The sequence below is a fragment of the Streptomyces sp. NPDC058796 genome (genome assembly GCF_042745235.1).
In the GTDB taxonomy this organism is placed as follows: domain Bacteria; phylum Actinomycetota; class Actinomycetes; order Streptomycetales; family Streptomycetaceae; genus Streptomyces.
This window is the reverse complement of record NZ_JBHYOP010000011.1, coordinates 212,982-237,526: the sequence shown is the minus strand read 5'-3', so window position 1 is coordinate 237,526 and position 24,545 is coordinate 212,982. Positions and strand designations below refer to the sequence as shown.

Genomic DNA, 24,545 nt, shown 5'->3' with positions numbered 1-24,545 from the left:
ACCCGCGATGAAACCGAAGACGAGCGGACAGGACCGGGCAGGATCGGACAGGAGCAGGCACATGGGCGAGGGTTTCCGTGCCGGACCGGTGGTGTGCGCCGCCGCTCCGGTCGTCGCAGCGCTGGCCCACATCGGCCCGGCCGCCACCTGGCTGCCCGGGCTGCGCCGGCGGCGGTTCCCCGCGCTGGCCGGACAGGGCCGCCCCGACCACGTCGCCCTCACCTTCGACGACGGCCCCGGACCGGTGTCCACGCCGCGTTTCCTGGACGCACTGGACGAGCTCGGAGTACGGGCGACGTTCTTCGTCCTGGGCGAGAACGTCGTACGCCACCGGGCGCAGGCCCGCGAGCTGACCCGGCGCGGGCACGAGATCGCCGTCCACGGCTGGACGCACGACCGCCCCTGGCTGCCGTCACCGGCGCGGGACGCGCGTGAGCTGGCACGGGCCGTCCGTGCGGTGCGCGAGGTCACCGGACAGGCCCCGCTCTGGTACCGCCCGCCCTACGGCATCCTCACCTCCGGCCGCTGGGCCGCGGCCCGCCGGGCGGGGCTGCGGCCGGTGCTGTGGACGGCTTGGGGCAAGGACTGGCGGCGGGACGCCACGCCCGCCTCGGTCCGGGCCGCCGTGGCCGCGGACCTGCGCGGCGGCGGCACGGTCCTCCTGCACGACACCGACCACGCATCCGCCCCCGGTCGCTGGCGGGCCGCCCTGGCCGCGCTGCCCGGCATCGTGCGCGACTGCCGGACGGCCGGGCTGCAGGTCGGGCCGCTGCTGGAGCACGGGGCGGCCGGGGCGGCCGGCCCCCGGGCGGCGGAGCGGCGCGAACCGGTGACCCCGGGAGCCGCGCCGTTTCGGTCAACGGCGCCGGGACAGCCGTAACGTCATGAAGGACGACGATCAGCGCGCGGCACCCGACCTGTCGTGTCCTCCATGGGTACTGCGCGAGTACGCCGTGCTCGCCGACGGTGAGCGGGGGGCGGTCCTCGATCCCCGGGGCCGGATCGTGTGGCTGTGCGCCCCGCGCTGGCACGACGACGCGGTCTTCTCCGCTCTCATCGGCGGGGCCGGGCACTTCACCGTGGAGCCGGCCGATCCGTGGCACGTCTGGGGCGGCTACTACGAGGAGGGCACGCTGATCCGGGTGAGCCGGTGGGTGACCTCGGGATGCGTGGTCGAATGCCGCGAGGCCCTGGCGATGCCGGCCCGTACGGACCGGCTGGTGCTGTTGCGCCGGATGCGCGTGGAGCGGGGCGAGACGCGGCTGCGGCTGGATCTGGACCCGCGGCCGGGCTTCGGTGACGTCCGGATGCGCGACCCCCGGCAGGAGGACGACGGGGTCTGGACGGCCGGGGCGGGAGGGCTGCGTATGCGGTTCGCCGGGGCCCCGCAGACCGTGTGGCGGGACGGTGCCGGGCTGTGCGGCGAGTTCCGGCTGGGCGAGGGCAAGATCCACGACCTGGTGCTGGAACTGGGCACCGGGCGGGAGGCCGGGCCGCTCGACGCCGACGCGCTGTGGCGGGCCACGGAGCGGGAGTGGCGGCGGGCCGTCCCGGACTGCTCGCGGCTGGTCGCGCCGCGCGACGCCCGGCACGCGTACGCCGTGCTGCGCGGGCTGACCAGCGTCTCCGGCGGCATGGTCGCCGCCGCCACCACGTCCCTGCCGGAGCGGGCCAACAGCGGACGCAACTACGACTACCGCTACGCGTGGCTGCGCGACCAGTGCTACGCCGGACTCGCGGTCGCCGCGCACGGCCCGCATCCGCTGGTCGACGACGCCGTGCGCTTCGTCGCCGAACGCGTCCTCGAGGACGGCGACAAGGTCCGGCCCGCCTACACGGTCGACGGGCAGCCGGTCGGCGGGGAGCGCTCCCTGCGGCTGCCGGGCTACCCGGGCGGCACCGACCATGTCGGCAACGACGCGGGCACCCAGTTCCAGCTCGACACCTTCGGGGAGGCCCTGCAGCTGTTCGCCGCGGCGGCCGCGCACGACCGGCTCACGGGGGACGCGGAGCGGGCGGCCGCCGTGGCCGTCGACGTCGTGGAGCGGCGGTGGCAGGCACCGGACGCCGGGCTGTGGGAGCTGGAGGACCGGTGGTGGACCCACTCGCGGCTGAGCGTGGTGTGCGGGCTGCGGCGGATGGCGGAGGTGCTGCCCGGGAAGCCGGGGCGGCGCTGCGCCGAGCTCGCCGGCACCGTGCTGGCCGAGACCCGGCGCCGGTGCCTGAGCGCCGACGGCCGCTGGCGGCGGGCCGCCGACGACGACGGGCCCGAGGCCGCACTGCTGGTGCCGATGGCCCGCGGCTGCGCGTTCGGGGACGACGACGGCGCCGCCACCCGCGCGTACGTCGAGTCCCGGCTGGCCGAGGACGGATATCTGTACCGCTTCGAGCATCCCGGCGTGCCGCTCGGTGAGGCGGAGGGGGCGTTCCTGCTCTGCGGGTTCACCATGGCGCTCGCGACACACCGCGTCGGTGACCGGGGCGGCGCGTTCCGCTGGTTCGAACGCACCCGGGCCGCGTGCGGACCGTCCGGCCTGTTCGCGGAGGAGTACGACGTGCGGCAGCGGCAGCTGCGCGGCAATCTCCCGCAGGCCTTCGTGCACGCCCTGCTGCTGGAGTGCGCGGTGCGCCTGGCCGGCGAGTCGACGCTGTCCTGAGCCCTCGGCGCTCGGGGCGGTCGGCCGGCGCCTTGCGACGCGATGCCCCCGGCCGGGTCCACTACCCCACCGGTCCCGCCGGCGGACGGCCGCGCAGTGGGCCGGCGGGCGACCGGCCCGCGAGGCGGCCGCCACCGCCGCCCGCTCCCGTCAGGCCGCCGCCGCCCCGCTCAGCCCCCGGTGGATGGGCGCCGCGCCGCCCGTCAGGGGCGCGCCGGTCCCGCCGTGCCGCAGCGCGACGATCTCCGCCGCGATGGAGAGCGCGGTCTCCTCGGGTGTGCGGGCGCCCAGGTCCAGGCCGATCGGTGAGCGCAGGCGGGAGAGCTCACGCTCGGTCACGCCCGCCTCGCGCAGCCTCCGGTTCCGGTCCTCGTGGGTGCGGCGGGAGCCCATCGCCCCGACGAACGCGACCGGCAGCCGCAGGGCCTCGGTGAGCAGCGGCACGTCGAACTTGGCGTCATGGGTGAGGACGCACAGCACCGTGCGTTCGTCGGTCGGAGTGCTCCGCAGGTAGCGGTGCGGCCAGTCGACCACCACCTCGTCGGCCTCGGGGAAGCGGGCGGGCGTGGCGAAGACGGGCCGGGCGTCGCACACGGTGACGTGGTGGCCGAGGAACTTGCCGGCCCGTACCAGCGCCGCCGCGAAGTCCACCGCCCCGAAGACGATCATGCGGGGCGGCGGCACCCTGGACTCGACGAGCAGGGTGAGCCCGCCGGGGCAGTGCGACCCGTCCTCCGAGAGGCCGACCGTGCCGGTCCGGCCGGCGTGCAGCAGCGCCCCGGCCTCGGCGACCGCTGTACGGTCCAGCTCCGGGTGGCCGCCGAGACCGCCCTCGTGCGAACCGTCGGCGCGGACCAGCAGGGCTCGGCCCAGGAGGCCGGAGGGGCCCTCGACGATCCGGGCGAGGGCGGCGGGCCCGCCCCGGGCGGCGGTGGACAGCGCCGCCCGGAACACCTCCCGAGCGGGCGCCTGCGCGCGCACCGGCGTGACGAGCACGTCGATGACCCCGCCGCAGGTGAGGCCGACCGCGAAGGCGTCCTCGTCGCTGTAGCCGAAGCGCTCCCGAACCGTCTCCCCGCTGCTCAGGGCGGCGGCGCACAGCTCGTACACCGCGCCCTCCACGCAGCCGCCGGAGACGGAGCCGATCGCCGTGCCCTCGCTGTCGACGGCGAGGGCGGCGCCGGGCCCGCGCGGCGCGCTGCCGCCGACGGAGACGACGGTGGCGACGGCGAACTCCCGGCCCTCCTCCAGCCAGGCGTTCAGCTCATCGGCGATGTCAAGCATCCGTCCCGCCCCCGGCGGTGGGGGCCGTCGCCGACAGCACGCGGTCGGGACGGATCGGGAGGCTGCGGTGGCGTACGCCGGTCGCGTGCCAGACGGCGTTGGCGACGGCCGCCGCAGCCCCGACGATGCCGATCTCGCCGACGCCCTTGATGCCGACCGGGTCGTCCGGGTCGTGGTCGTCCACCCAGTCGGCGTCGATGTCGCCGACGTCGGCGTGCGTGGCCACGTGGTAGCCGGCGAGGTCGGGGGCGTAGAGGCCGCCGGTGGCGCGGTCCCGGACCGCCTCCTCGTGCAGGGCCATGGAGACACCCCAGATCATGCCGCCGACGAGTTGGTTGCGGGCGGTGAGGGGGTTGACGATGCGGCCCGCCGCGAAGATGCCGAGCATGCGGCGCACCCGCACCTCGCCGGTGGCGGTGTCCACGGCGACCTCGGCGAACTGCGCCCCGTAGGAGTGCCGTTCCTTCTGTGCCAGGGCGCCGAGGGCCGCGGTGGTGTCGGAGCGCACGGTGATGCCCTCCGGGGGGACGGCCGCGCCCAGTGCCAGCCGTTCGCGCATTTCGCGGGCCGCCTCGGTGATCGCCCAGGCCCAGGAGCGGGTGCCCATCGATCCGCCCGCGATCATCGCCGGTCCGAAGTCGCTGTCCCCGATCCGGACCCGGACCCGCTCGGGCGTGACCTCCAGCGCGTCGGCGGCGACCAGGGTGAGCGCGGTGCGGGCGCCGGTGCCGAGGTCGGCCGCGGCGATCCGCACGGTGAAGGTGCCGTCGGCCTCGGCGGTGAGCAGGGCCGTGGAGGGGCCGGCGCCCGCCCCGAAGGAGGCCGCTGCCGTGCCGGTGCCCAGCAGCCAGCGTCCGTCGCGCCGGGTGCCTGGACGCGGGTCGCGCTCGGCCCAGCCGAAGCGGCGGGCACCCTCCCGGAAGCAGGCCGTCAGGTTGCGGCTGCTGAAGGGCAGTCCGGAGACCGGGCCGGCCTCCGGCTCGTTGCGCAGGCGCAGTTCGACCGGGTCGATGCCGCCGCGCTCGGCGAGTTCGTCCAGCGCGGACTCGATCGCGAAGGAACCCGGCGCCTCGCCCGGGGCGCGCATGAAGGTCGGGGACGGCACGTCGAGCCGTACCACGTGGTTGGCGGTGCGGTGGGCGTCGGCGTCGTACATCACCCGGGCGACGCCGGCGCCGGGCTCGACGAACTCGTACACCGTCGAGGTCTGGTTCAGCGAGCGGTGCTCCAGGGCCCGCAGCCGGCCGTCGGCGTCGGCGCCGAGCCGGACGCGCTGGGCGGTGGGGCTGCGGTAGCCGGCCAGCGAGAACATCTGACGCCTGGTCATCACCACGCGCACCGGGCGCTGCAGGACGGTCGTGGCCATCACGGCGGCGACCTGGTGGGCGCGCAGCCCCTTGCTGCCGAAGCCGCCGCCGATGTGTTCGGAGCGCACCCGCACGGCCGACTCGTCGAGGGAGAACATCTTCGCCAGCTCGCTCTGGACCCAGGTGGTGCCCTGGTTGGAGTCGACGACCTCCAGCCGTCCGCCGTCCCACAGGGCCGTGGCCGCGTGCGGCTCCATCATGCTGTGGTGCTCTTCGGGGGTGGTGTACTCCTCGTCCACGACGACGGCGGACGCGGCGAGCGATGCCGCCAGGTCGCCCTTCTCGGTCTCGGCGGGCATGTGCCCGTCGGCCGGGTAGGCGCCGGGGTGGCCGTGGGTGAGCGCGACGTCGTGCGGCTCCTCGTCGTAGGTGACGACGAGGGCCTCGGCGGCCTCCCTGGCCTGCTCCGGCGTCTCGGCGACCACGAGGGCGACCGGCCAGCCGGCGTGCGGGACCCTGTCGTCCTGGAAGACGGCGGCGGTCGGGTCCGGCGGGATGCCCAGCAGGCCGATGTAGTCGGTGTCGACGCGCGGCGCGTTGCCGTGGTGGAGCACGGCGAGTACGCCCGGCATGCCGCGGACGGCCTCGGTGTCGAGGGAGCGGACGCGTCCGCGGGCGACGGTGGACAGGGCGAGCCAGCCGTGGGCGAGGCCGGCGAAGGGGATCTCGCCCGCGTAGCGCGCCGCTCCGGTGACCTTGTCGCGGCCCTCCACACGGGTGTGCGCGGTGCCGACGGCGCCCTTGACCGTCGCGGTGCCGGTCGTGGCGGTGGTCATCGGGCGGCCTCCTCGGAGAGTTCGGTCAGGACGGCCACCACGAGGTTGCGCATGAGGGTCACCTTGTATCCGTTGTCGGGCAGCGGCTTCGCGGCCGCGAGTTCGGCGTCGGCCGCGGCGGCGAAGGCCGCGCCGTCGGCGGGACCGCCGATCAGCGCTCTCTCGGCCGCGTGGGCGCGCCAGGGCCGGGAGGCGACCGCGCCGAGGGCCAGCCTCGCGTCGCGTACGACGCCGTCCTCGACGTCGAGCGCGGCGGCGACCGAGCCGATGGCGAAGGCGTACGACGCCCGCTCGCGGACCTTGCGGTAGCGGGAGCGGGTGGCGACCGGCGTGGGCGGGAGGACGACGCCGGTGATCAGCGCGCCGGGCGGCAGGGCGGTCTCCCGGTGCGGGGTGTCGCCGACGGGGAGGTAGAAGTCGGCGAGCGGCGACTCGGCTGGTCCGTCTGGGGTTTCGTAGGTGACGACCGCGTCGAAGGCGGTGAGGGCGACGCCCATGTCCGAGGGGTGCACGGCCACGCAGTGGTCGGTGGCGCCCAGGATGGCGTGGTTGTGGTGCTCGCCGGTGACGGCGGGGCAACCGCTGCCGGGGACACGCTTGTTGCAGGGCTTGCTCACGTCGGTGAAGTAGCCGCAGCGGGTGCGCTGGAGGAGGTTGCCGCCGACGGTGGCCATGTTGCGCAGCTGCCCGGAGGCGCCGGCCAGCACCGCCTGGGTCAGCGCCGGGTAGCGGCGGCGCACGTCCGGGTGGGCGGCGAGGTCGCTGTTGGTGACGGTGGCGCCGATGCGCAGGCCGCCGTCGGGGGTGTACTCGATGCCGTCCAGAGGGAGTTCGCGGACGTCGACGAGCCGGGCGGGGCGCTCGACGCCGGTTTTCATCAGGTCGACGAGGTTGGTGCCGCCGCCGAGGTAGCGGGCGTCGGGGTCGGCGGCGAGCAGTGCCACCGCGCCGGGGACGTCGTCGGCGCGCTGGTATCCGAACTCCCTCATGCGGCCGTCTCCTTCGTGCTCCCCGCGTCCGCCTCGCCGTACGCCTCGGCCGCGCGGGCGACCGCCTGGACGATGGAGACGTAGGCACCGCAGCGGCACAGGTTGCCGCTCATCCGCTCGCGGATCTCGTCCGGTGTCAGGGGTGGCGGTCCGGCCTCGGGCCGGACGTCGTCGGTGGCGGCGCTGGGCCAGCCGGCCGCGTGCTCCTCGATGACGGCGATCGCCGAGCAGATCTGGCCGGGGGTGCAGTAGCCGCACTGGTAGCCGTCGAGGTCGAGGAAGGCCTGCTGCACCGGGTGCAGTCGGTCGCCCTCGGCCATGCCCTCGATGGTGGTGATCTCGCGTCCCTCGGCGGCGACGGCGAGGGACAGGCAGGAGACGGTGCGGCGCCCGTCGACCAGGACGGTGCAGGCACCGCACTGTCCCTGGTCGCAGCCCTTCTTGGTACCGGTGAGGTCGAGGCGCTCGCGCAGGGCGTCGAGCAGGGTGGTGCGGTGGTCGACGGTCAGCTGGTGCTGCTCGCCGTTGATGTTCAGGATGACGGCGCTGGACGTCGACGAGGGCGCTGGGGCCATGATCAGCCTTCTTTGGTGTCTGGTGACCGGGAAAACTGGCTGTAGGCGGTGATTTCGTCCATGGGCAGGGGCGACCGGCCGCTTCCACCGCTAGAGTGGACTACAACCGGACAACTGTCCGCTCAACGGAAAACGTAACGGACAGCTGTCCGCTTAGCAAGGTCGGGATTCGGTCACGAACCCGGAAGGAGGACGAGTGCCGCAGCAGAAGAAGGACAAGCCGGACACTCCCCTGCGCTCGGACGCCCAGCGCAACCGCGAGCGCATCCTGGAAGTGGCCACGGAGGAACTGACGCACTGCGCGAACGCCCCGTTGAGCGCCATCGCCAAGAAGGCCGGGGTCGGGCAGGGCACCTTCTACCGCAATTTCCCGAACCGCGAGGCGCTCGTCCTGGAGATCTACCGCTACGGGATGCAGCAGGTGGCCGAGGCCGCGCCCGAGATGCTGTCCACCCTGGAGCCCGACCGGGCCCTGCGCGAGTGGATGGACCGTCTCGCCGAGTTCGCCATGACCAAGGCGGGGCTGGCGGACGCGATCCGGCTGGTCACCAGCGCGCCCGGGGCTCCGGAGAAACCGCGGCCCACCCCGCTGGAGGACGCGGCCGAACTACTGCTCCGTGCCAACGAGGAGGCCGGCACCATCCGGCCCGGCCTGACCCGCGACGACTTCTTCCTCGTCCTGGGCGGTCTGTGGCTGATCGGCCCCGGCGAGGACTGGCAGCCGCGGGTCACCCGGTTCCTGGACGTCGTCATGGACGGGCTGCGGGCGGGAGCGCCCGGCCGGTGACCGCGTCACGCAGGCGGTAGCGGCGTTCGGGGCGGCCGGCCACCCCGTAGCGCAGGGAGACGTCCACACTGCCGACGGTGTGGAAGTACTCCAGGTAGCGGCGGGCGCTGACCCGGGAGACGCCGGTCAGCGCCGCGCACTCGCTGGCCGAAAGGGTGCCGTCAGCCTCGCGGAGAACGCGTTCGACCAGCTCGGCGGTCTCCACGCTCATGCCCTTGGGCAGGGCCGGGACGGCTGAGGCGGGCGCCGCCCCGGCCAGGACGCGGTCGACGTCCGCCTGGCTGCGGACCACCGCGCCGAGCAGCCGGCCCCGCTGGGCGGCGTAGCGCTCCAGCCGGACCCGCAGGTCCTCGAACTCGAACGGTTTCAGCAGGTAGTCGACCACTCCGTGCCGTACGGCGCCGCGCACCGCGTCCGCCTCCCGGGCCGCGCTGATGACCATGACGTCGCAGTCGTGGCCGGCGGCGCGCAGCTTGTGGATGACGTCGAGGCCGAAGACGTCCGGCAGGTACAGGTCGAGCAGGACGAGGTCGGGGCGCAGCTCGCCGACGGCGGCGAGGGCCTGCTCGCCGGTGCCGGCGACCCCGACGACCCGGAAGGGCTCGACGCGCTCGACGAAGGCGCGGTGGACCCGGGCCACCATGAAGTCGTCGTCGACCACGAGCACGCCGATCGCGGAGTCGCGGGTCCGGGAATCCCCTGCCCCGGACTCGGCGGTCGTGGCGGTCGCGTCGGACAGGCCGCTCGAAGCGGTCATGGTGCTGCTCCTTCCGCCACCGCGTCGGTGAGGTGGCTGACGGTCATGCGTGCGGTGAACACGGCCCCCTCGGACGTGTTGGCCACCGAGATCTCACCGCCGTGACGCTCGCAGACCAGCCGGGTCAGCGCCAGGCCGACGCCGCGCTCGCCCTGCCGGGCGGCCTTGGTGGTGAAGCCGTGGGAGAAGACCTCACGGGCCAGTTCGGGCGCCACACCGGGCCCGGAGTCGCGGACCACGATCTCGACGCTGGAGGCGTCCTGCCTCAGCTCCACCTCCACCCATGCCTCGTGGCCGTCACCGGCCGACGCGGCGGCGTCCACGGCGTTGTCCACGAGGTTGCCGACCACGGTGGCCACATCGGCGGCGTCCTCGGGGGCCAGCCGGTCGAGCGCCGTGCGGTCCGAGAGGCGCAGGGCGACCCGGCGCTCGGCCGCGAGGGAGGACTTCGCCGTCAGCAGCGCGGCGACGGCGGTGTCGCGCACCCGGCGGCTGAGGGTGACGTCCAGCGACTGGCGGCGCTGGTTGAGCGCGCGGATGTAGCGCACCACCTCGTCGTGTTCGCCGATCTGGATGAGCCCGGAGATGGTGTGCAGCTGGTTGGCGAACTCGTGGGCCTGGGCGCGCAGCAGCTCGGAGGTGGAGCGGAAGGAGCCGATCTCCCGCTCCAGGCGGGCCAGTTCGGTGCGGTCGCGCAGGGTGGTGACCGAGCCGAGCGGACGGCCCTCCTTGGTGACGGTCATGCGGTTCATGACCAGGACCCGGCCGTGCCGGACGACGACCTCGTCGCGCGGTTCGTCCGCCTCCGGCGTGGCACCGGCGAGGACGTCGCGCAGCCGCCCGTCGATGCCGAGGCCGTCCAGGCTCTGGCCGACGCAGTCGGCGGGCAGGCCGAGCAGGCGCCGGCCCACCTCGTTGACCAGGGTGAGCCGGTGCTGCGGGTCGAGGGCCACCACACCCTCGGCGATGCCGTACAGCATCGCCTCCCGGTGCTCGGCCAGCCCGGCGATCTCGCGCGGCTCCAGGCCGAGGGTCTGCCGCTTCACCCGCCGGGCGAGCAGCCAGGACCCGGCCACACCGAGTCCGCTGGCGATGCCGAGGTAGGCGAGGAGGTACGAGGAGGCGCCGCTCAGGCGCTGCCACACCGTCGGGGCGGCCTCGCCGACCATCACCGTGCCGAGGTGCCGGCCGAGGGTCTGACGGGTGGCGCCGAGCACCGGGACCTGGGCGACGAGCTCCCGGCCGCCCTGCACGGTCAGCGGTCCCGACCAGCCGCGCCCCGCGGTGGCGCCCTCGCCGCGCGGCAGCCGGCCGCCGATCAGCGTGGGGTCGGTGGAACTGACGACGCGGCCGCCGGCGTCGGCCACCGTGACGGAGGTGACGCCGGACTGGGTCTGCGTGGAGTTGACCAGCGGGGCGAGGGCCTCCTGCGGGACGGGGCGCAGGAGCTGGCTGCGGACCAGGGGCGTGGCGGCGAGCTGTTCGGCGAGGGCGGCGACCCGGCGGCCCTCGACGCGGTTGAAGGTGGCCCTGGACTGGGCGAGCGAGACGCCGGCGACCGCGAGCAGGACCACCACGACGATGGCGAGCTGGAGGACCAGCATCTCGCCCGCGAGGGTCTGACGGCGGAAGGTGGGGGCCACGGCGGACTCGTTCTCGGCTGGATCCGGGCTGGGTCTCGGGTGCTTCTCGGATGGGTCTCGAATGGCGACGGGGGCGGGGGCCGGGTCGCCATCATGGCGTTCACCTGCGGCGAAGGAAAGGGATGTGCCGACTTCGCAATGAACCGGCGACCGCAATGAACACAACCTCCCTTGGTTCCGCAAGGAAGACAGGAGGCAGGCGCGCGGGCACCATGTGGCCCACGTCACCCTCCCCCACAGGGCTGCCCCCGTACCTCTACCCAACCGACAGGTGGTGTCATACGTGCGCCTGCGCACCCCCCTTGCCCTGCTCGGGGCCGCCGTGCTCGTGCTCGCGGGACCGCCGCTGCTCTCCACGGGCAGCGACTCCGAGACCGGCACGCAGATCCCCGGCCTGCGCTTCATGGTTCCCAACACGCCCGGCGGCGGATACGACATCACCGCCCGCACGGCGGCCAAGAACGCCGAGGACGCCGGCCTCACGCACAACATCGAGGTGTTCAACCTGCCCGGGGCCGGCGGCACCGTGGGGCTGAGCCGGCTGGTGAGCGAGCACGGCAACGGCAAGCTCGCCATGTCGATGGGCCTCGGCGTCGTGGGCGCGGTCCGCTCCAACCACGCGCCGAAGACCCTCGCCGACACCACGCCGATCGCGCGGCTCACCGAGGAGCAGGACGTCGTGGTGGTCGCCAAGGACTCGCCGTACAAGACGATCGACGAGCTGATCGGTGCCTGGAAGAAGAACCCGGGCAAGCTCCCGGTCGGCGGCGGTTCGTCGCCGGGCGGGCCCGACCACCTCGCGCCGATGCTGATGGCGCAGGCCGCCGGGATCTCCCCCAAGTCGGTCAACTACATCCCCTTCGACGGCGGCGGCGAGCTGCTCGCCTCGATCCTCGGCAACAAGGTCGGCTTCGGGGTCTCCGGCGTCGGCGAGTACCTGGACCAGATCAAGGCCGGCGAGCTGAGGGTGCTCGCGGTGACCGGCCCGGAGCGGGTCGACGACCTCGAGGACGCGCCGACCCTCAAGGAGTCCGGCTACGACGTGGACTTCACCAACTGGCGCGGCGTCGTCGCCCCGCCCGGCCTGTCCGAGGCGGAGCGGAACAAGCTGACCCGCCTGTTCGAGGAGCTGCACGACTCCCCCGAATGGAAGGAGTCCCTGGAGAAGAACGGCTGGGACGACGCCTTCCTCACGGGTGAGGAGTTCGGCACCTTCCTGGACGCCCAGGACAAGCGCGTGGTGTCGGTACTGAAGGAGCTGGGACTGTGACGGCGCCGACCACCGAATCCTCCACGGGGACGGCCTCCGGCCGCCGCTCGTGGCTGCGCGAGCACTCCGAACTGGGCGTGTGCGTCCTGCTGCTGGCGCTCGGCGTGCTGGTGCTGACCGACGCCCTCACGATGGACGTGGACATCACCCAGCGCGGGCCGGTCGGCCCGAAGACCGTGCCGATCGTCGTCGGCATCGGCCTGCTGGTGATCGCCGCGCTGCTCGCCGTGGACGTCCTGCGCGGCGGCCGGGGCGAGGCCGAGGGCGGCGAGGACGTCGACCTGTCCGAACCGGCCGACTGGCGCACGGTGCTGCTGCTCGCCGGGATTTTCCTGGGCGCGGCCGTGCTGATCGAGCCGGCCGGCTTCCCCGTCGCGGGCGCGCTGCTGTTCTGGGGCGCGGCCTTCGCCCTGGGCAGCCGCCGCGCGGACCGGGACCCGCTGATCGCCGCGGTGCTGTCCCTGATCACCTACGTCGTCTTCGACAAGCTGCTCGGCGTGCCGCTGCCCGGTGGTCCGCTGATGGGAGTGCTCTGACATGAACGCCCTCAACTCCCTCATGGACGGGTTCGGCACGGCCCTGACCCCGGTCAACCTGCTGTGGGCCGCGCTCGGGGTGCTGCTGGGCACGGCCATCGGCGTGCTGCCCGGCATCGGCCCCGCGATGGCGGTGGCGCTGCTCCTGCCGGTGACGTACGGGCTCGATCCGGTCGCCGCGTTCATCATGTTCGCCGGCATCTACTACGGCGCGATGTTCGGTGGTTCCACCACCTCCATCCTGCTCAACACACCCGGCGAGAGCGCCGCCGTGGTCGCGGCCATGGAGGGCAACCCCATGGCCAAGGCGGGGCGCGGCGCGCAGGCGCTGGCCGCCGCCGCCATCGGCCACTTCGCGGGCGGCATGATCGGCACGGTCCTGCTGGTGGCGCTCGCGCCGACGGTCGCCGACCTGGCCGTGGACATCGGCGCGCCGGACTACTTCGCCATCATGGTGCTGGCGTTCATCGCGGTGACCTCGGTGCTGGGTTCCTCGCGCGTCAGAGGCATGGCCTCCCTGCTGATCGGACTGACGATCGGCCTGGTGGGCCTGGACCAGATGACCGGCCAGCAGCGGCTCACCTTCGGCTCGCTGCAACTCGCCGACGGCGTGGACGTGGTGATCGTCGCGGTCGGGCTGTTCGCGATCGGCGAGGCGCTGTGGGTGGCGGCCCATCTGCGGCGCGGGGCGGCGGAGCCGATCCCGGTGGGCCGTCCCTGGCTCGGACGCGGTGACGTGAAGCGCACCTGGAAGTCCTGGCTGCGCGGCCCGTTCATCGGCTTCCCGTTCGGCGCGATCCCGGCGGGCGGCGCGGAGATACCCACGTTTTTGTCGTACGTCACGGAGAAGCGCCTGTCCAAGCACAAGGACGAGTGGGGCAAGGGCGCCATCGAGGGCGTGGCCGGCCCGGAGTCGGCGGCGTCAGCCTCGGCGGCGGGCACGCTGGTGTCGATGCTGACGCTGGGCCTGCCGACGACGGCGGTCGCGGCGGTCATGCTGGCTGCGTTCCAGCAGTACGGCATCCAGCCCGGACCGCTGCTCTTCGAACGCGAACCCGAGCTGGTGTGGGGCCTGATCGCCTCCCTCTTCGTCGGCATGGTGCTGCTGCTCGCCCTCAACCTGCCGCTGGCGCCGGTGTGGGCCAAGCTCCTGCGCATCCCGCGGCCCTACCTCTACGCGGGGATCATGTTCTTCGCGGCGGTCGGCGCGTACGCGGTCGGCGGCGAGGTGATCGACCTGGTGACCCTGCTGGTCATCGGCCTGGTCGGGTTCGGCATGCGGCGCTACGGCCTGCCGATCCTGCCCGCCGTGATCGGCGTCATCCTCGGCCCGAACGCCGAGCAGCAGCTGCGCCGGGCCCTGCAGATCAGCGACGGCAGCGTGACGGGTCTGGTCGACACGCCGTTCGCGGTGACGGTGTACGCGGTGATCGTGCTGCTGCTGGCGTGGCCGCTGCTGAAGCGGCTGGTGGTCCGCAAGCGGGCGCGGAGCGGCGCCTGAGTCACCGGACCGGGAGATCCGAACGGTGGCATTTCGTCCGAGATCAACTTCATCGGTAACCTCGGCGGCATATCCACTCGACCGGTCCCGGGCCGCGGGTGCGCCGTCCTGGTGCCGTGACGGACGGCTCCGGTCCACCCCTCACAGAAGGCGAATGTCATGATCTTCATTACGGCGAAGTTCCAGGTGCTCCCGGAACACGCGGACCAGTGGCCGGAGATCTCCGGCGAGTTCACCCGGGCGACCCGTGAGGAGCCCGGCTGCCTCTGGTTCGACTGGTCCCGCAGCCTCGACGACCCGTCCGAGTACGTCCTGGTCGAGGCATTCCGCGACGACGAGGCCGGCGCCGCGCACGTCCAGTCCGCGCACTTCCGGGCCGCGCAGGAGAAGCTGCCGCGCTACCTGGCCCGCACGCCGCGCATCGTGAACACGACGCTCGACCAGGACGGCTGGTCGGAGCTGGGTGAGATGGCGGTCGAGTAGGGCGCCGGAGCCACCCGCGGAGGCGGGGCGCGCGCTCTGCCGGAGCGCGCCCCTCCTCCGCCACCGGAGGATGCGGGCGGCCTCGTGTCGCAGCACCAGACGGTGTTGGCGGCCATGGCCCGCTCACCGAGCCCGGCCAGGCTCCCGGCGCCTGCTAGGTCGTCTCGGGCCTACGCGCCCCCACCGGCATCGTCGGCTCACGGGAGTAGCCACTCCGGTGACGGTCCGGTCAGCCCAGGAAGCTGAGCCGGACCTTCCGCTCCGGGTTGTCCCTGTTGGTGTCCACCAGGCACACCGACTGCCAGGTTCCCAGCTCCAGCCGGCCGCCGATCACGGGAAGCGTCGCGTGCGGCGGCACGAAGGCGGGCAGGACGTGGTCGCGGCCGTGGCCGGGGCTGCCGTGGCGGTGCTGCCAGCGGTCGTCGGCGGGCAGCAGGGTGTGCAGGGCGGACAGCAGGTCGTCGTCGCTGCCGGCGCCCGTCTCGATGACGGCGATGCCGGCGGTGGCGTGCGGAACGAAGACGTTGAGGAGGCCGTCGCGGCCGGCCGCCGCCTCGCGGAGGAACGACTCGCAGTCACCCGTGATGTCGGCGACCCGCTCCGTCGATCCGGTGGCGAGGTTCAGGACCCGGGTGGTGAAGGGAGCATCTGGCATGCCCCCATCCTGACATCGGGGGAAGACCGGGGCGCGCCATGCGGTTACTTGAAGTGTGAACCACACACGTGAGGTCGAGGTCGTCGTCATCGGGGCCGGTCAGGCGGGACTCGCCGCGGCCCACCACCTGCGGCGCACCGGCTTCGAGCCGGAGCGCGGCTTCGTGGTGCTGGACCACTCCCCCGGGCCGGGCGGCGCCTGGCAGTTCCGCTGGCCGTCGCTGACGTACGGCAAGGTGCACGGGATGCACGCGCTGCCGGGCATGGAACTGACCGGGGCGGACCCGGCGCGGCCGTCCGCCGAGGTGATCGGCGAGTACTTCGCGGCGTACGAGGAGACCTTCGGCCTGCGGGTACGGCGGCCCGTCGACGTCCACGCGGTGCGCGAGGGGACGGCCGGGCGGCTGCTCGTCGAGACGTCGGCCGGGAGCTGGTCGACGCGGGCGCTGGTCAACGCGACCGGCACCTGGGACCGCCCCTTCTGGCCGCGCTACCCGGGGCAGGAGACCTTCCGCGGGCGGCAGCTGCACACCGCGCGGTACGCCGGTCCCGAGGAGTTCGCCGGACAGCGGGTGGTCGTGGTGGGCGGGGGCGCCTCGGGGACCCAGCACCTGCTGGAGCTGGCCCCGTACGCGGCCGCCACCACCTGGGTGACCAGGCGGCCCCCCGTCTTCCGGGAGGGGCCCTTCGACGAGGAGGCGGGCCGGGCCGCGGTGGCGCTCGTGGAGGAGCGGGTGCGGCAGGGGCTGCCGCCGAGGAGCGTGGTGTCGGTGACCGGGCTTCCGCTGAACGACGCGGTCCGGGCGGGGCTGGAGTCCGGGGTGCTGGACCGCCTGCCCATGTTCGACCGGGTCACCGAGGAGGGCGTGGCGTGGGCCGACGGACGGCGGGTGGCCGCCGACGTGATCCTCTGGGCGACCGGGTTCCGGCCCGTGATCGACCATCTGGCGCCGCTGCGGCTGCGCGAGGCGGGCGGCGGCATCCGGGTCGAGGGGACGCGCGCGGTCGCCGACCCGCGCATCCATCTCGTCGGCTACGGACCGTCCGCCAGCACCATCGGCGCCAACCGGGCGGGCCGCGCGGCCGTACGGGACATCAGGCGGCTGCTGGCCGAGGGGCATCCGGTCGCCGCGTGACGCCCCGCCGGGTCACGTGTCCTGTGCCTTGCCCGAGGTGCTCTGCCCGAGGCGGTTGAACTCGGCGACGTTGCGCTGGTGTTCCGCGTAGTCGGCGGTGAACCGGGTGTCACCGGGCTTGACGGTGACGAAGTACAGCCAGTCCCCCGGCGTGGGGTTGATCGCGGCGCCCATCGCGTCCTCGCCCGGGTTGGCGATGGGCGTGGGCGGCAGCCCCATGCGCTGGTACGAGTTGTACGGGCTGTCGATCCTCGTGTCCTTGGTGGTGGTCTTCAGGGTGGAGCGGCCCAGGGCGTAGTTGATGGTGGAGTCCATCTGGAGCGGCATGCCGCGTTCCAGGCGGTTGAAGATCACCCGGGCCACCTTGCCCATGTCCTCCTTGGTGGCGGCCTCGGCCTGCACGATGCTGGCGATGGTGACCGCCTGGTAGACGTTGAGCGCGTTGCGCTGGGCGCCCGCGGCGACGGGTGCGCCGGTGAACTTCTCGTTCGCCGTGTCGACCATGGCCGTCAGCAGCTTCTCCGGGGTGGGCTCCTCGCCGAGCGGGTAGGTCGCCGGGAAGAGGTAGCCCTCGGGGTTGCCCCCCGCGTCGTTCGGAAGCTTGAGGTTGGCCTTGTCCAGGGACTTCTTGGTGGTGCCCGCGGGCAGGGCCAGGGTCTTGTCGACGGCGTCGTAGACCTGGGTGGCGCGCCAGCCCTCCGGGATCACGAGGGACGTGGGACGGGACTCTCCCTCGTCGTCCGTCATGAGCAGCGGCACCGCCACGGCGGTACCGGCCACGATGGCGCCGGTCGCGATCAGGGCGATGCGGCCCCGGCGCGTCAGTCGGATCGTTCTCCTGGTGCCTCTCGCGCTGCGCGGCGGTGTGTTCGTCTGCATGCGGGCACGGTAACCCTGATAAGCGGACAAACCTGGCATATCGTCAGCTTGTCGGCTCCAGTCGGGCGTCCCGGCGGACCAGGGCGGCGTACCGTCCGCCCCGCTCCAGCAGCTCGTCGTGCGTGCCCTGCTCCGCCAGCCGCCCGGAGTCGAGGACCACGATGCGGTCGGCGTCCCGGACGGTGGACAGGCGGTGCGCGATGGTGATCGTGGTGCGGTCGGCGGACAGGGCGTCGATGGCGGCCTGCACGGCGGCCTCGGTGCGGGTGTCCAGGGCGCTGGTCGCCTCGTCGAGGACGAGGACGGGCGGGTCGCGCAGGATGGTGCGGGCGATGGCCAGGCGCTGCTTCTCGCCGCCGGAGAACCGGTGTCCGCGTTCGCCGACGACCGTGTCGTAGCCGTCGGGCAGGGCGGCGATGTGCTCGTGGATCTGCGCCGCCCGCGCCGCCTCCTCCAGCTCCGCGTCGGTGGCGTCCGGTTTGGCGAAGCGCAGGTTCTCGGCGACGGAGGCGTGGAAGAGGTACGTCTCCTGCGAGACGACGCCCACCGCGCGGGCGAGGGTGTCGAAGTCGAGGTCGCGCACGTCGACCCCGTCGAGGGTGACCCGGCCGCCGGTCACGTCGTACAGCCGCGGCACCAGGTGGCCCAGCGTGGACTTGCCGGCGCCGGTCGGGCCGACGACGGCGAGGCTGCTGCCGGCGGGCACGGTGACGTCGATGCCGACGAGGACCGGGCGGCCCTTGTCGTCGTAGCGGAACTCGACGTCCTCGAAGCGGACCTCGCCCTTGACGCGGTCGAGGTGGACGGGGTCGTCCCGCTCGGTGATGTCGACGGGCAGGTCGAGGTACTCGAAGATGCGCTGGAAGAGCGCGAGCGAGGTCTGGATCTGGACGCCGGTCGACAGCAGGCTCACGGCCGGACGGAACAGGCCCTGCTGGAGCGAGACGAAGGCGACGATCGTGCCGAGGGAGACGTCGGGGCCGCCGAACCGGAGGGCGATGCCAGCGGTCCAGTAGATGACGGCCGGCATGGCGGCCATGACGATCGTGATGACGGCCATCCGCCAGCGGCCCGCCATGTTCGATCGCACTTCCAGGTCGACCAGGCCCTCGGACTCGTCGGCGAAGGCGCGGGTCAGCGAGTCGGAGCGGCCCATGGTGCGGCCGAGCAGGATGCCGCTGACGGAGAGCGACTCGGTGACGGTGGCCGCCATCGCGGCCATCTGCTTCTGCCGCCGGGTGGCGATCTTGCGGCGCTCCCGGCCGACGCGGCGGCTGATCCACACGAACACCGGGAGCAGGAGCAGCGAGACGACGGTCAGGCGCCAGTCGAGCACCACCATGGCGGCGATCGTGGCGACCACGCTGGTGAGGTTGGAGACCAGGGAGGTCGCCGTGGAGGTGACGGTGGCCTGCATGCCGCCGATGTCGTTGGCGATGCGGGACTGGACCTCGCCGGTGCGGGTGCGGGTGAAGAAGGCGAGGGACATCTGCTGGAGGCGGCCGTAGACGGCGGTACGCAGGTCGTGCATGACCCGCTGGCCCACGGTCGTGGAGATCAGCGTCTGGAGCACGCCGAAGACGCTGGTGAGGACGGCGCCGAGGATCATGCCGAGGGCCAGCAGGCTCAGCAGGCCGGTACGCCCCTCGGGGATCGCGACGTCGAGGATCTCCTTCAGCAGGAAGGGGGTGGCGACCGAGACGAGGGACGCGGCGCCGACGAGCAGTCCGACGACCGCGAGACGGCCGCGGTAGGGGCGGAACAGTCGCAGGATGCGGCGAACCTGCCGGGGTTGTTCCTCAGCGTCGGCGGGCGCCTGCCAGGCGGATTCGCGATCGGGGTGCATGGGCTCCTACGGAGGTCGGGCGGGCGCGGCGGTGACGACCCGGTCGCACGACCGCACGGGCGCGCCGGGCGGCGGGGCGCGACAGGAACGCACCGACCTTACGGACCATAGCTCATTGTTACCTATACTCACAATGAACATCGTCCTGATATTGTTCCCGCATGACCGCCCCCGATCCCGACGGCCTGCTCGCCGAGCAGTTGCTGCGCCTCACCCGCCGGGTGCACCGCATCCAGAAGCGCCACCTCGAGCACCGCGGCCTCGGCATCACACCGGCCCAGTCCCGGCTGCTGCGCACCCTGGCGCACTACGGCTCGCCGCCCCGCATGGCCGACCTCGCCGAGCGCCTGGAGGTCGTGCCCCGTGCGGTGACGACGCTGGTCGACGGGCTGGAGGCAGGCGGGAAGGTACGCCGCGTCCCGGACCCCGACAACCGACGGGTGATCCGGATCGAGCTCACCGACGACGGGCGCGCGGCCCTGCGCGAACTGCACGCCGGGCGCCGCGCGGCCGCGGAGGAGATCCTCGCCCCGCTGACGGACGATCAGCGCACGGTGCTGGGCGGGCTCCTGGGCACGCTCATCGACGGCCCGGCGGCGGAAGAGGTCCACCGGACACCGTGACCGCGGGGTCGGTCGGACCCCGCTGCGCGCGGTCAGGCCTCGAGGTGCGCCCTGTCGCCCATGACGACCACCGGGTGCAGGTCCGGGTCGAGCGTGCGCAGCAGGTACTCCATCCCCGCCTTGGGCAGGCTGACACAGGCCGACGTGCCGCTGCCGTGGTCCATGTGCAGCCAGATGCTCCCGCCCCTGGACGCCCCCTCGGGGCGGGTGGGGTCGTTCGGCGGGGTGCCCTCGACCCGGTTGTAGTCGATGGCGATCACGTAGTCGAAGTCGTGCCAGTAGGCCTTGGCCCACGACCGCGGTGCCGCGAAGGCGTCGGAACGGGTGTACGGGAGCCCGGCGCCGGGAGCCGGGTCCGGATCCGGGAGGACGCCGCCCGCGTCGCTGAGGGTGAACACCCCGACGGGGCTGCGCTTGTCGTTCTCGTGGTGGTCGGTCGTCCATCCCCTCTTTCCGTTGTGCGCCGCCCAGCTGTGCGCGCGGTGCCAGGCGGAGCCCTGCTTCGTGTACAGCACGACCGTGGCGTCGGCGGAGTCCCTGCCGTCTCCGTACACCGCCACGACCTGACGGGAGTCGGCGGGTATGCGCCGCTGGAGCCGGTCGCCGACGCCCGGGATCCGTGTCGGGTCGGCGGTGACGCCGCCGCTCCGGCTCGCCGAGGGGCGTGCGCCCGCCGCATCCCCCGCGCCAGGCCCGGACGAGCCGCCACAGGCGGACAACGCCGCCAGGAGGAACCCGAGGGCCGCCGTCGCGACCGCCGTACGCCGTGCAGCACCACTGAGCATCGGTCCATGGTCGCACCCGCGCCGGCCCGGCCGGGAAGACGGTCGGCGGGCGGTAGCCGGATTCGGACCCGGCCGCGGAAAACCGCTTGATTTTGGGCACGTCGCGACGCGAACCTTTCACGGTTTGCAGCTTCTTCATGCCGTGGTCAACGGCACCCCCTGACACGAGCCACTGGGACGTCATGCAGATCCAAGACCTTCCGTTTCCCGACCCGGGCGTGCCCGACGCACGCTCGGGGCCCCGATTCCTGTGGTGGCTTTTCCGGAACCAGCTGGGTGGACAGCTCAAGTCGCTGGCCTGGGGCCTGCTGCACTTCGCCTCCGTCTCCGCCCTGCCGTTCTGCGTCGGTCTCGCCATCCAGGCCGTCGTCGACCGCTCCGGCACCGGACTGGCCCTCGCCGGTGGCCTGCTGGCACTGTGCTGCGTCGGCAACGCGCTCGGCGACACCTTCCTGCACCGCGCCGCCGTCACCAACTGGATCACCGCAGCGGCCCGCGTCCAGCAGCTGCTGGCCCGCAAGACCGCCCTGCTGGGCTCGGCCCTGACCCGTCGGGTCGCGGCCGGAGAGGTCGTGGCCGTCTCCACCGGGGACGTCGAGAAGATCGGCTGGTTCGTGGAGGCCGTCTCCCGCTTCACTGCGGCGGCCCTGACCATCGTGCTGGTCTGCGTGGCCCTCGTCGTCTACGAGCCGGCCCTCGGCGTCGTCGTGATCCTGGGCCTGCCGGTGCTGGCCCTCGCGGTGCTGCCCCTCCTCCCCCGGGCCACCCGGCGGGCCGACGTCCAGCGCGAGAAGGCGGGCCGCGCCACCGAACTCGCCTCGGACACCGTCGCCGGGCTGCGGGTACTGCGCGGCATCGGCGGCGAGGAGCTCTTCCTCGACCGCTACCGGGACGCCTCCCAGGAGGTGCGCCACGCCGCCGTGCGCAGCGCCCGCATGTGGGCCCTGATCTCCGGGATCCAGGTGCTGCTGCCCGGACTGCTGCTGATCGCGGTGGTCTGGCACGGCGTCCACCTGGCCCGCGAGGGCCGCATCGGCGTCGGCGAACTCGTCACCGTCTACAGCTCCGTCATGATCCTCACCTACCCGCTGCGGCACTTCGAGGAGATCGCCATGGCGTACTCCTTCTCCCGGCCCTCCGCCAAGCGGGCGGCGCGGGTGCTGGCTCTGGAGCGGGCCACCGACACGGCCGGATCGCGCGCCGCCGAGGTCCCGACCGGGGACCTGTACGACCCCGGCACCGGGCTCCTCGCGCCGGCCGGCCGCCTCACCGCCGTGGTGTGCGGCGACCCGGACGCGGCAGGGCGCCTGGCGGAACGGCTCGGCGGGCACCCCTCGGAGGAAGGCACCTCCGCCCTGCTCGGCGGGGTGCCGCTCGACGAACTGCCCCTGGAGTCCGCGCGCACCGCCGTCCTGGTCCAGGACAAGGACCCTGTCCTGCTGTCCGGCACACTGCGCGAACTGCTCGACGTGCCCGCCTCCGGCAAGGTCGGCGCCGATGACGCGCTGGCCGCGGCCCAGTGCGGCGACGTGCTGGCGGCGCTGGTGCAGGGTTCGCTCGGCGCGGAGGACCCGATGGACGCCCGCATCACCGAACGGGCCCGCTCCCTGTCGGGCGGGCAGCGCCAGCGGCTCGCTCTGGCCCGGTCCCTGATCACGGACCCGGAGGCGCTGGTGCTGGACGAACCGACCTCCGCCGTGGACTCGCACACCGAGGCACGGATCGCGGAGGGCGTGCGTTCCCTGCGCGCCGGACGCACCACCGTGGTCTTCACCTCGTCGCCGCTGCTGCTCGACCGCGCGGACCGCATCGTGTTCCTGCACGACGGGAAGGTCGCCGCCACCGGCGCCCACCGGGACCTGCTGCACAGCGAGCCCCGGTACCGGGCCGTGGTCACCCGCGAGACCGACGAGGAGACCGCGGCGCACCGGGACGCGAGCCCGCCCGGGCAGGCCCCGGACGGCGACGTCCTCGGCGGCGACGACGTACTGCACCGACTGGAAGAGATCGAGGAGAAGGCATGATCGGCGTCGCACCACCGCCGTACGACCCGGCGGCCCCGACGACGGCGAGCACCCTGCCCGTCGGCGCGCCCGCGACCGTACGGGCCTACGCCGGGGAGCTGCTGCGCCGGCACCGCCGCGCCTTCGTACTCCTGGTCACCGTCAACACCGTCGCGGTGATCGCCTCGATGGCGGGCCCCTACCTGCTGGGCGGACTCGTCGAACGCGTGTCGGACGGCGCCCGCGAACTGCACCTCGGTCCGACGGCCGCCTTCTTCGTCCTGGCGCTCGTCGTCCAGGCCGTCTTCGTCCGGGAGGTGCGGCTGCGCGGAGCCGTTCTCGGGGAGCGGATGCTGGCCGATCTGCGCGAGGACTTCCTGGTGCGCTCGGTCGGGCTGCCGCCCGGCGTCCTGGAACGGGCCGGCACCGGTGACCTGCTGTCCCGGATCACGACGGACATCGACCGGCTCGCCAACGCCATGCGCGAGGCCGTGCCCCAGCTCGCGATCGGGGCCGTGTGGGTGGTGCTGCTGCTCGGCGGGCTCGTCGTCACGGCCCCGCCGCTGGCGCCCGCGGTCCTGCTCGCGGTGCCGCTGCTGGTGATCGGCTGCCGCTGGTACTTCCGGCGGGCTCCCTCCGCCTACCGCTCGGAGGCCGCCGGGTACGCCGCCGTGGCCGCCGCGCTCGCGGAGACCGTGGACGCCGGGCACACCGTCGAGTCCCACCGGCTGGACGCCCGCCGCATCGAGCTGTCGGAACGCCGGATCAAGGAGTGGACGGCCTGGGAGCGCTACACGCTGTGGCTGCGGTCGGTGCTCTTCCCGGTCATCAACGTCACCCATGTGACCGTGCTCGCCTCCGTGCTGCTGATCGGCGGTGTGTTCGTCCTCCAGGGCTGGATCGGCGTCGGTCAGCTGACCACGGCGGCACTGATCGCGCAGATGCTCGTCGACCCGGTCGGCATCATCCTGCGCTGGTACGACGAGCTCCAGGTGGCCCAGGTGTCCCTGGCCCGTCTGGTGGGTGTCCGGGACATCGAGCCGGACACCGGCGACGCCTCGCTGGTCCCTGCCGGCCGGCACGTCCACGCCGACCGCGTGCACTTCGGCTACGTCGAGGGGGTGGACGTCCTGCGCAAGGTGTCGCTCGAGGTGGCCCCCGGCACGAGGCTCGCGCTGGTCGGTCCCTCCGGAGCGGGCAAGTCGACGCTGGGCCGACTCCTGGCCGGCGTCTACGGCCCCCGCGACGGCCGGATCACTCTCGGCGATGCCGAACTGTCCCGGATGACCGCCGAACGCGTCCGCTCCCATGTCGCCCTCGTCAACCAGGAGCACCACGTCTTCGTGGGGTCCCTGCGCGACAACCTCCGCCTCGCCCGGGCCGGCGCCACCGACGCCGAGCTGTGGGCGGCGCTGGGCGCGGTCGACGCGGACGACTGGTCCCGGGCGCTCGACGACGGCCTGGACACCGAGGTCGGCTCGGGCGGTTTCGCGCTCACCCCGGCCCAGGCCCAGCAGATCGCGTTGGCCCGCCTGGTGCTGGCCGACCCGCACACGCTGGTGCTGGACGAGGCGACGTCGCTGCTCGACCCGCGTGCGGCCCGCCATCTCGAACGGTCCCTGGCCCGGGTCCTGGACGGCCGCACGGTGATCGCGATCGCCCACCGTCTGCACACCGCCCATGACGCGGACGTCATCGCCGTCGTCGAGAACGGACGGATCAGCGAGCTGGGCAGCCACGACGAACTGGTCGCGGCGGACGGCGCGTACGCGGCACTCTGGCGGTCCTGGCACGGGTGAACCGCCCCCGCGCCGCCGGGCGACAGGCTCCAGGCCTGGCCGGGCGTCCGCCGCGTCCCACGCCGCCCGGCGCCGGGTGGGCCGGGTTCCCGCCGAGCCCGGGCGGTGGCTGACTCCTGCCGGAAGGGGCCGGGCGGGGCCGGCGCCCGGAGTGTGGGTGCCCGGCCCCGGCCGGCCCGGCGGGGCATGGGCGCC

At 73.6% G+C, this 24,545-nt stretch carries 21 protein-coding genes; 11 read left to right on the top strand and 10 right to left on the bottom strand.

The genetic code is table 11. The features are described from left to right. Positions 1–61: 61 nt before the first annotated feature. Entirely contained in the window at positions 62–880 is an 819-nt protein-coding gene (locus tag ACFW47_RS27255) for a polysaccharide deacetylase family protein (protein WP_386285253.1), read from the top strand. 4 nt (positions 881–884) lie between these two features. After that, positions 885–2,657, top strand: coding sequence for a glycoside hydrolase family 15 protein (locus tag ACFW47_RS27250; protein ID WP_386307427.1), 1,773 nt, complete (start codon positions 885–887; stop codon positions 2,655–2,657). A 150-nt stretch (positions 2,658–2,807) separates the two neighbouring features. Here ACFW47_RS27250 and ACFW47_RS27245 read toward each other — a convergent pair whose 3' ends face one another. The 4 genes from ACFW47_RS27245 to ACFW47_RS27230 are packed head-to-tail and all read right to left on the bottom strand — an operon-like array spanning position 2,808 to position 7,648. Next, complete coding sequence (locus ACFW47_RS27245) at positions 2,808–3,941, bottom strand: XdhC family protein (RefSeq protein WP_386285258.1); 1,134 nt, start codon at positions 3,939–3,941, stop codon at positions 2,808–2,810. Then, positions 3,934–6,084 carry a xanthine dehydrogenase family protein molybdopterin-binding subunit gene (locus ACFW47_RS27240; RefSeq protein WP_386285260.1) on the bottom strand — a complete coding sequence of 717 codons (2,151 nt, stop codon included), beginning with the start codon at positions 6,082–6,084 and terminating at the stop codon, positions 3,934–3,936. The genes ACFW47_RS27245 and ACFW47_RS27240 overlap by 8 nt, the downstream gene beginning before the upstream one ends. Continuing rightward, on the bottom strand, positions 6,081–7,073 hold the full coding sequence (locus tag ACFW47_RS27235; RefSeq protein ID WP_386285263.1) for an FAD binding domain-containing protein: 993 nt from the start codon (positions 7,071–7,073) through the stop codon (positions 6,081–6,083). Before ACFW47_RS27235 ends, ACFW47_RS27240 begins: the two co-directional genes overlap by 4 nt. After that, positions 7,070–7,648: a (2Fe-2S)-binding protein gene (locus tag ACFW47_RS27230; RefSeq protein WP_386285265.1), complete on the bottom strand. Its 579-nt coding sequence runs from the start codon at positions 7,646–7,648 to the stop codon at positions 7,070–7,072. The genes ACFW47_RS27235 and ACFW47_RS27230 overlap by 4 nt, the downstream gene beginning before the upstream one ends. Before the next feature lie 196 nt (positions 7,649–7,844). Here ACFW47_RS27230 and ACFW47_RS27225 point away from each other — a divergent pair, with 196 nt between their 5' ends. Continuing rightward, positions 7,845–8,435: a TetR/AcrR family transcriptional regulator gene (locus ACFW47_RS27225; protein WP_386285268.1), complete on the top strand. Its 591-nt coding sequence runs from the start codon at positions 7,845–7,847 to the stop codon at positions 8,433–8,435. Here ACFW47_RS27225 and ACFW47_RS27220 read toward each other — a convergent pair. Both ACFW47_RS27220 and ACFW47_RS27215 read right to left on the bottom strand, forming a co-directional pair. Continuing rightward, entirely contained in the window at positions 8,398–9,192 is a 795-nt protein-coding gene (locus tag ACFW47_RS27220) for a response regulator (protein ID WP_386285270.1), read from the bottom strand. The two genes, ACFW47_RS27225 and ACFW47_RS27220, sit on opposite strands and share 38 nt — an antisense overlap. Continuing rightward, a complete protein-coding gene (locus ACFW47_RS27215; RefSeq protein ID WP_386307426.1) occupies positions 9,189–10,835 on the bottom strand; it encodes an ATP-binding protein in 1,647 nt (548 codons plus the stop codon). The genes ACFW47_RS27220 and ACFW47_RS27215 overlap by 4 nt, the downstream gene beginning before the upstream one ends. Positions 10,836–11,118: 283 nt before the next feature. Here ACFW47_RS27215 and ACFW47_RS27210 point away from each other — a divergent pair, with 283 nt between their 5' ends. The 4 genes from ACFW47_RS27210 to ACFW47_RS27195 all read left to right on the top strand — a co-directional run bounded on the left by ACFW47_RS27210 (position 11,119) and on the right by ACFW47_RS27195 (position 14,625). Further along, complete coding sequence (locus ACFW47_RS27210; RefSeq protein ID WP_386285275.1) at positions 11,119–12,105, top strand: Bug family tripartite tricarboxylate transporter substrate binding protein; 987 nt, start codon at positions 11,119–11,121, stop codon at positions 12,103–12,105. Then, entirely contained in the window at positions 12,102–12,641 is a 540-nt protein-coding gene (locus ACFW47_RS27205) for a tripartite tricarboxylate transporter TctB family protein (RefSeq protein ID WP_386307425.1), read from the top strand. Before ACFW47_RS27210 ends, ACFW47_RS27205 begins: the two co-directional genes overlap by 4 nt. Before the next feature lies 1 nt (position 12,642). Beyond that, a complete protein-coding gene (locus tag ACFW47_RS27200; protein ID WP_386285279.1) occupies positions 12,643–14,142 on the top strand; it encodes a tripartite tricarboxylate transporter permease in 1,500 nt (499 codons plus the stop codon). Between the two features lie 159 nt (positions 14,143–14,301). Continuing rightward, the gene (locus ACFW47_RS27195) at positions 14,302–14,625 is read left to right on the top strand and encodes a putative quinol monooxygenase (protein ID WP_073731250.1); all 324 of its coding nucleotides are present in this window, start codon (positions 14,302–14,304) and stop codon (positions 14,623–14,625) included. Between the two features lie 229 nt (positions 14,626–14,854). On the opposite strand, the gene ACFW47_RS27190 is transcribed toward ACFW47_RS27195, so the two are convergent. Continuing rightward, positions 14,855–15,280 (bottom strand): YjbQ family protein, encoded by a 426-nt coding sequence (locus ACFW47_RS27190; protein ID WP_386285282.1) that lies wholly within the window; start codon positions 15,278–15,280, stop codon positions 14,855–14,857. A 55-nt stretch (positions 15,281–15,335) separates the two neighbouring features. Between ACFW47_RS27190 and ACFW47_RS27185 the strand changes: the two genes are divergently transcribed. Further along, positions 15,336–16,415: an NAD(P)-binding domain-containing protein gene (locus tag ACFW47_RS27185; RefSeq protein WP_386307424.1), complete on the top strand. Its 1,080-nt coding sequence runs from the start codon at positions 15,336–15,338 to the stop codon at positions 16,413–16,415. Positions 16,416–16,427: 12 nt separating this feature from the next. On the opposite strand, the gene mltG is transcribed toward ACFW47_RS27185, so the two are convergent. Further along, on the bottom strand, positions 16,428–17,294 hold the full coding sequence (mltG, locus tag ACFW47_RS27180) for an endolytic transglycosylase MltG (protein ID WP_386285286.1): 867 nt from the start codon (positions 17,292–17,294) through the stop codon (positions 16,428–16,430). A 43-nt stretch (positions 17,295–17,337) separates the two neighbouring features. Next, a complete protein-coding gene (locus ACFW47_RS27175) occupies positions 17,338–19,140 on the bottom strand; it encodes an ABC transporter ATP-binding protein (RefSeq protein ID WP_386307422.1) in 1,803 nt (600 codons plus the stop codon). Positions 19,141–19,301: 161 nt separating this feature from the next. Between ACFW47_RS27175 and ACFW47_RS27170 the strand changes: the two genes are divergently transcribed. After that, entirely contained in the window at positions 19,302–19,763 is a 462-nt protein-coding gene (locus ACFW47_RS27170; protein ID WP_386285290.1) for a MarR family winged helix-turn-helix transcriptional regulator, read from the top strand. A 32-nt stretch (positions 19,764–19,795) separates the two neighbouring features. Here the strand turns inward: ACFW47_RS27170 and ACFW47_RS27165 are convergent, their stop codons facing one another. After that, the gene (locus ACFW47_RS27165) at positions 19,796–20,548 is read right to left on the bottom strand and encodes a hypothetical protein (RefSeq protein WP_386307421.1); all 753 of its coding nucleotides are present in this window, start codon (positions 20,546–20,548) and stop codon (positions 19,796–19,798) included. Positions 20,549–20,730: 182 nt separating this feature from the next. On the opposite strand from ACFW47_RS27165, the gene ACFW47_RS27160 reads away from it, so the two are divergent. Next, positions 20,731–22,572, top strand: coding sequence for an ABC transporter ATP-binding protein (locus ACFW47_RS27160; RefSeq protein WP_386285294.1), 1,842 nt, complete (start codon positions 20,731–20,733; stop codon positions 22,570–22,572). Continuing rightward, entirely contained in the window at positions 22,569–24,350 is a 1,782-nt protein-coding gene (locus ACFW47_RS27155) for an ABC transporter ATP-binding protein (protein WP_386285296.1), read from the top strand. The genes ACFW47_RS27160 and ACFW47_RS27155 overlap by 4 nt, the downstream gene beginning before the upstream one ends. The last annotated feature ends 195 nt before the right edge of the window (positions 24,351–24,545 follow it).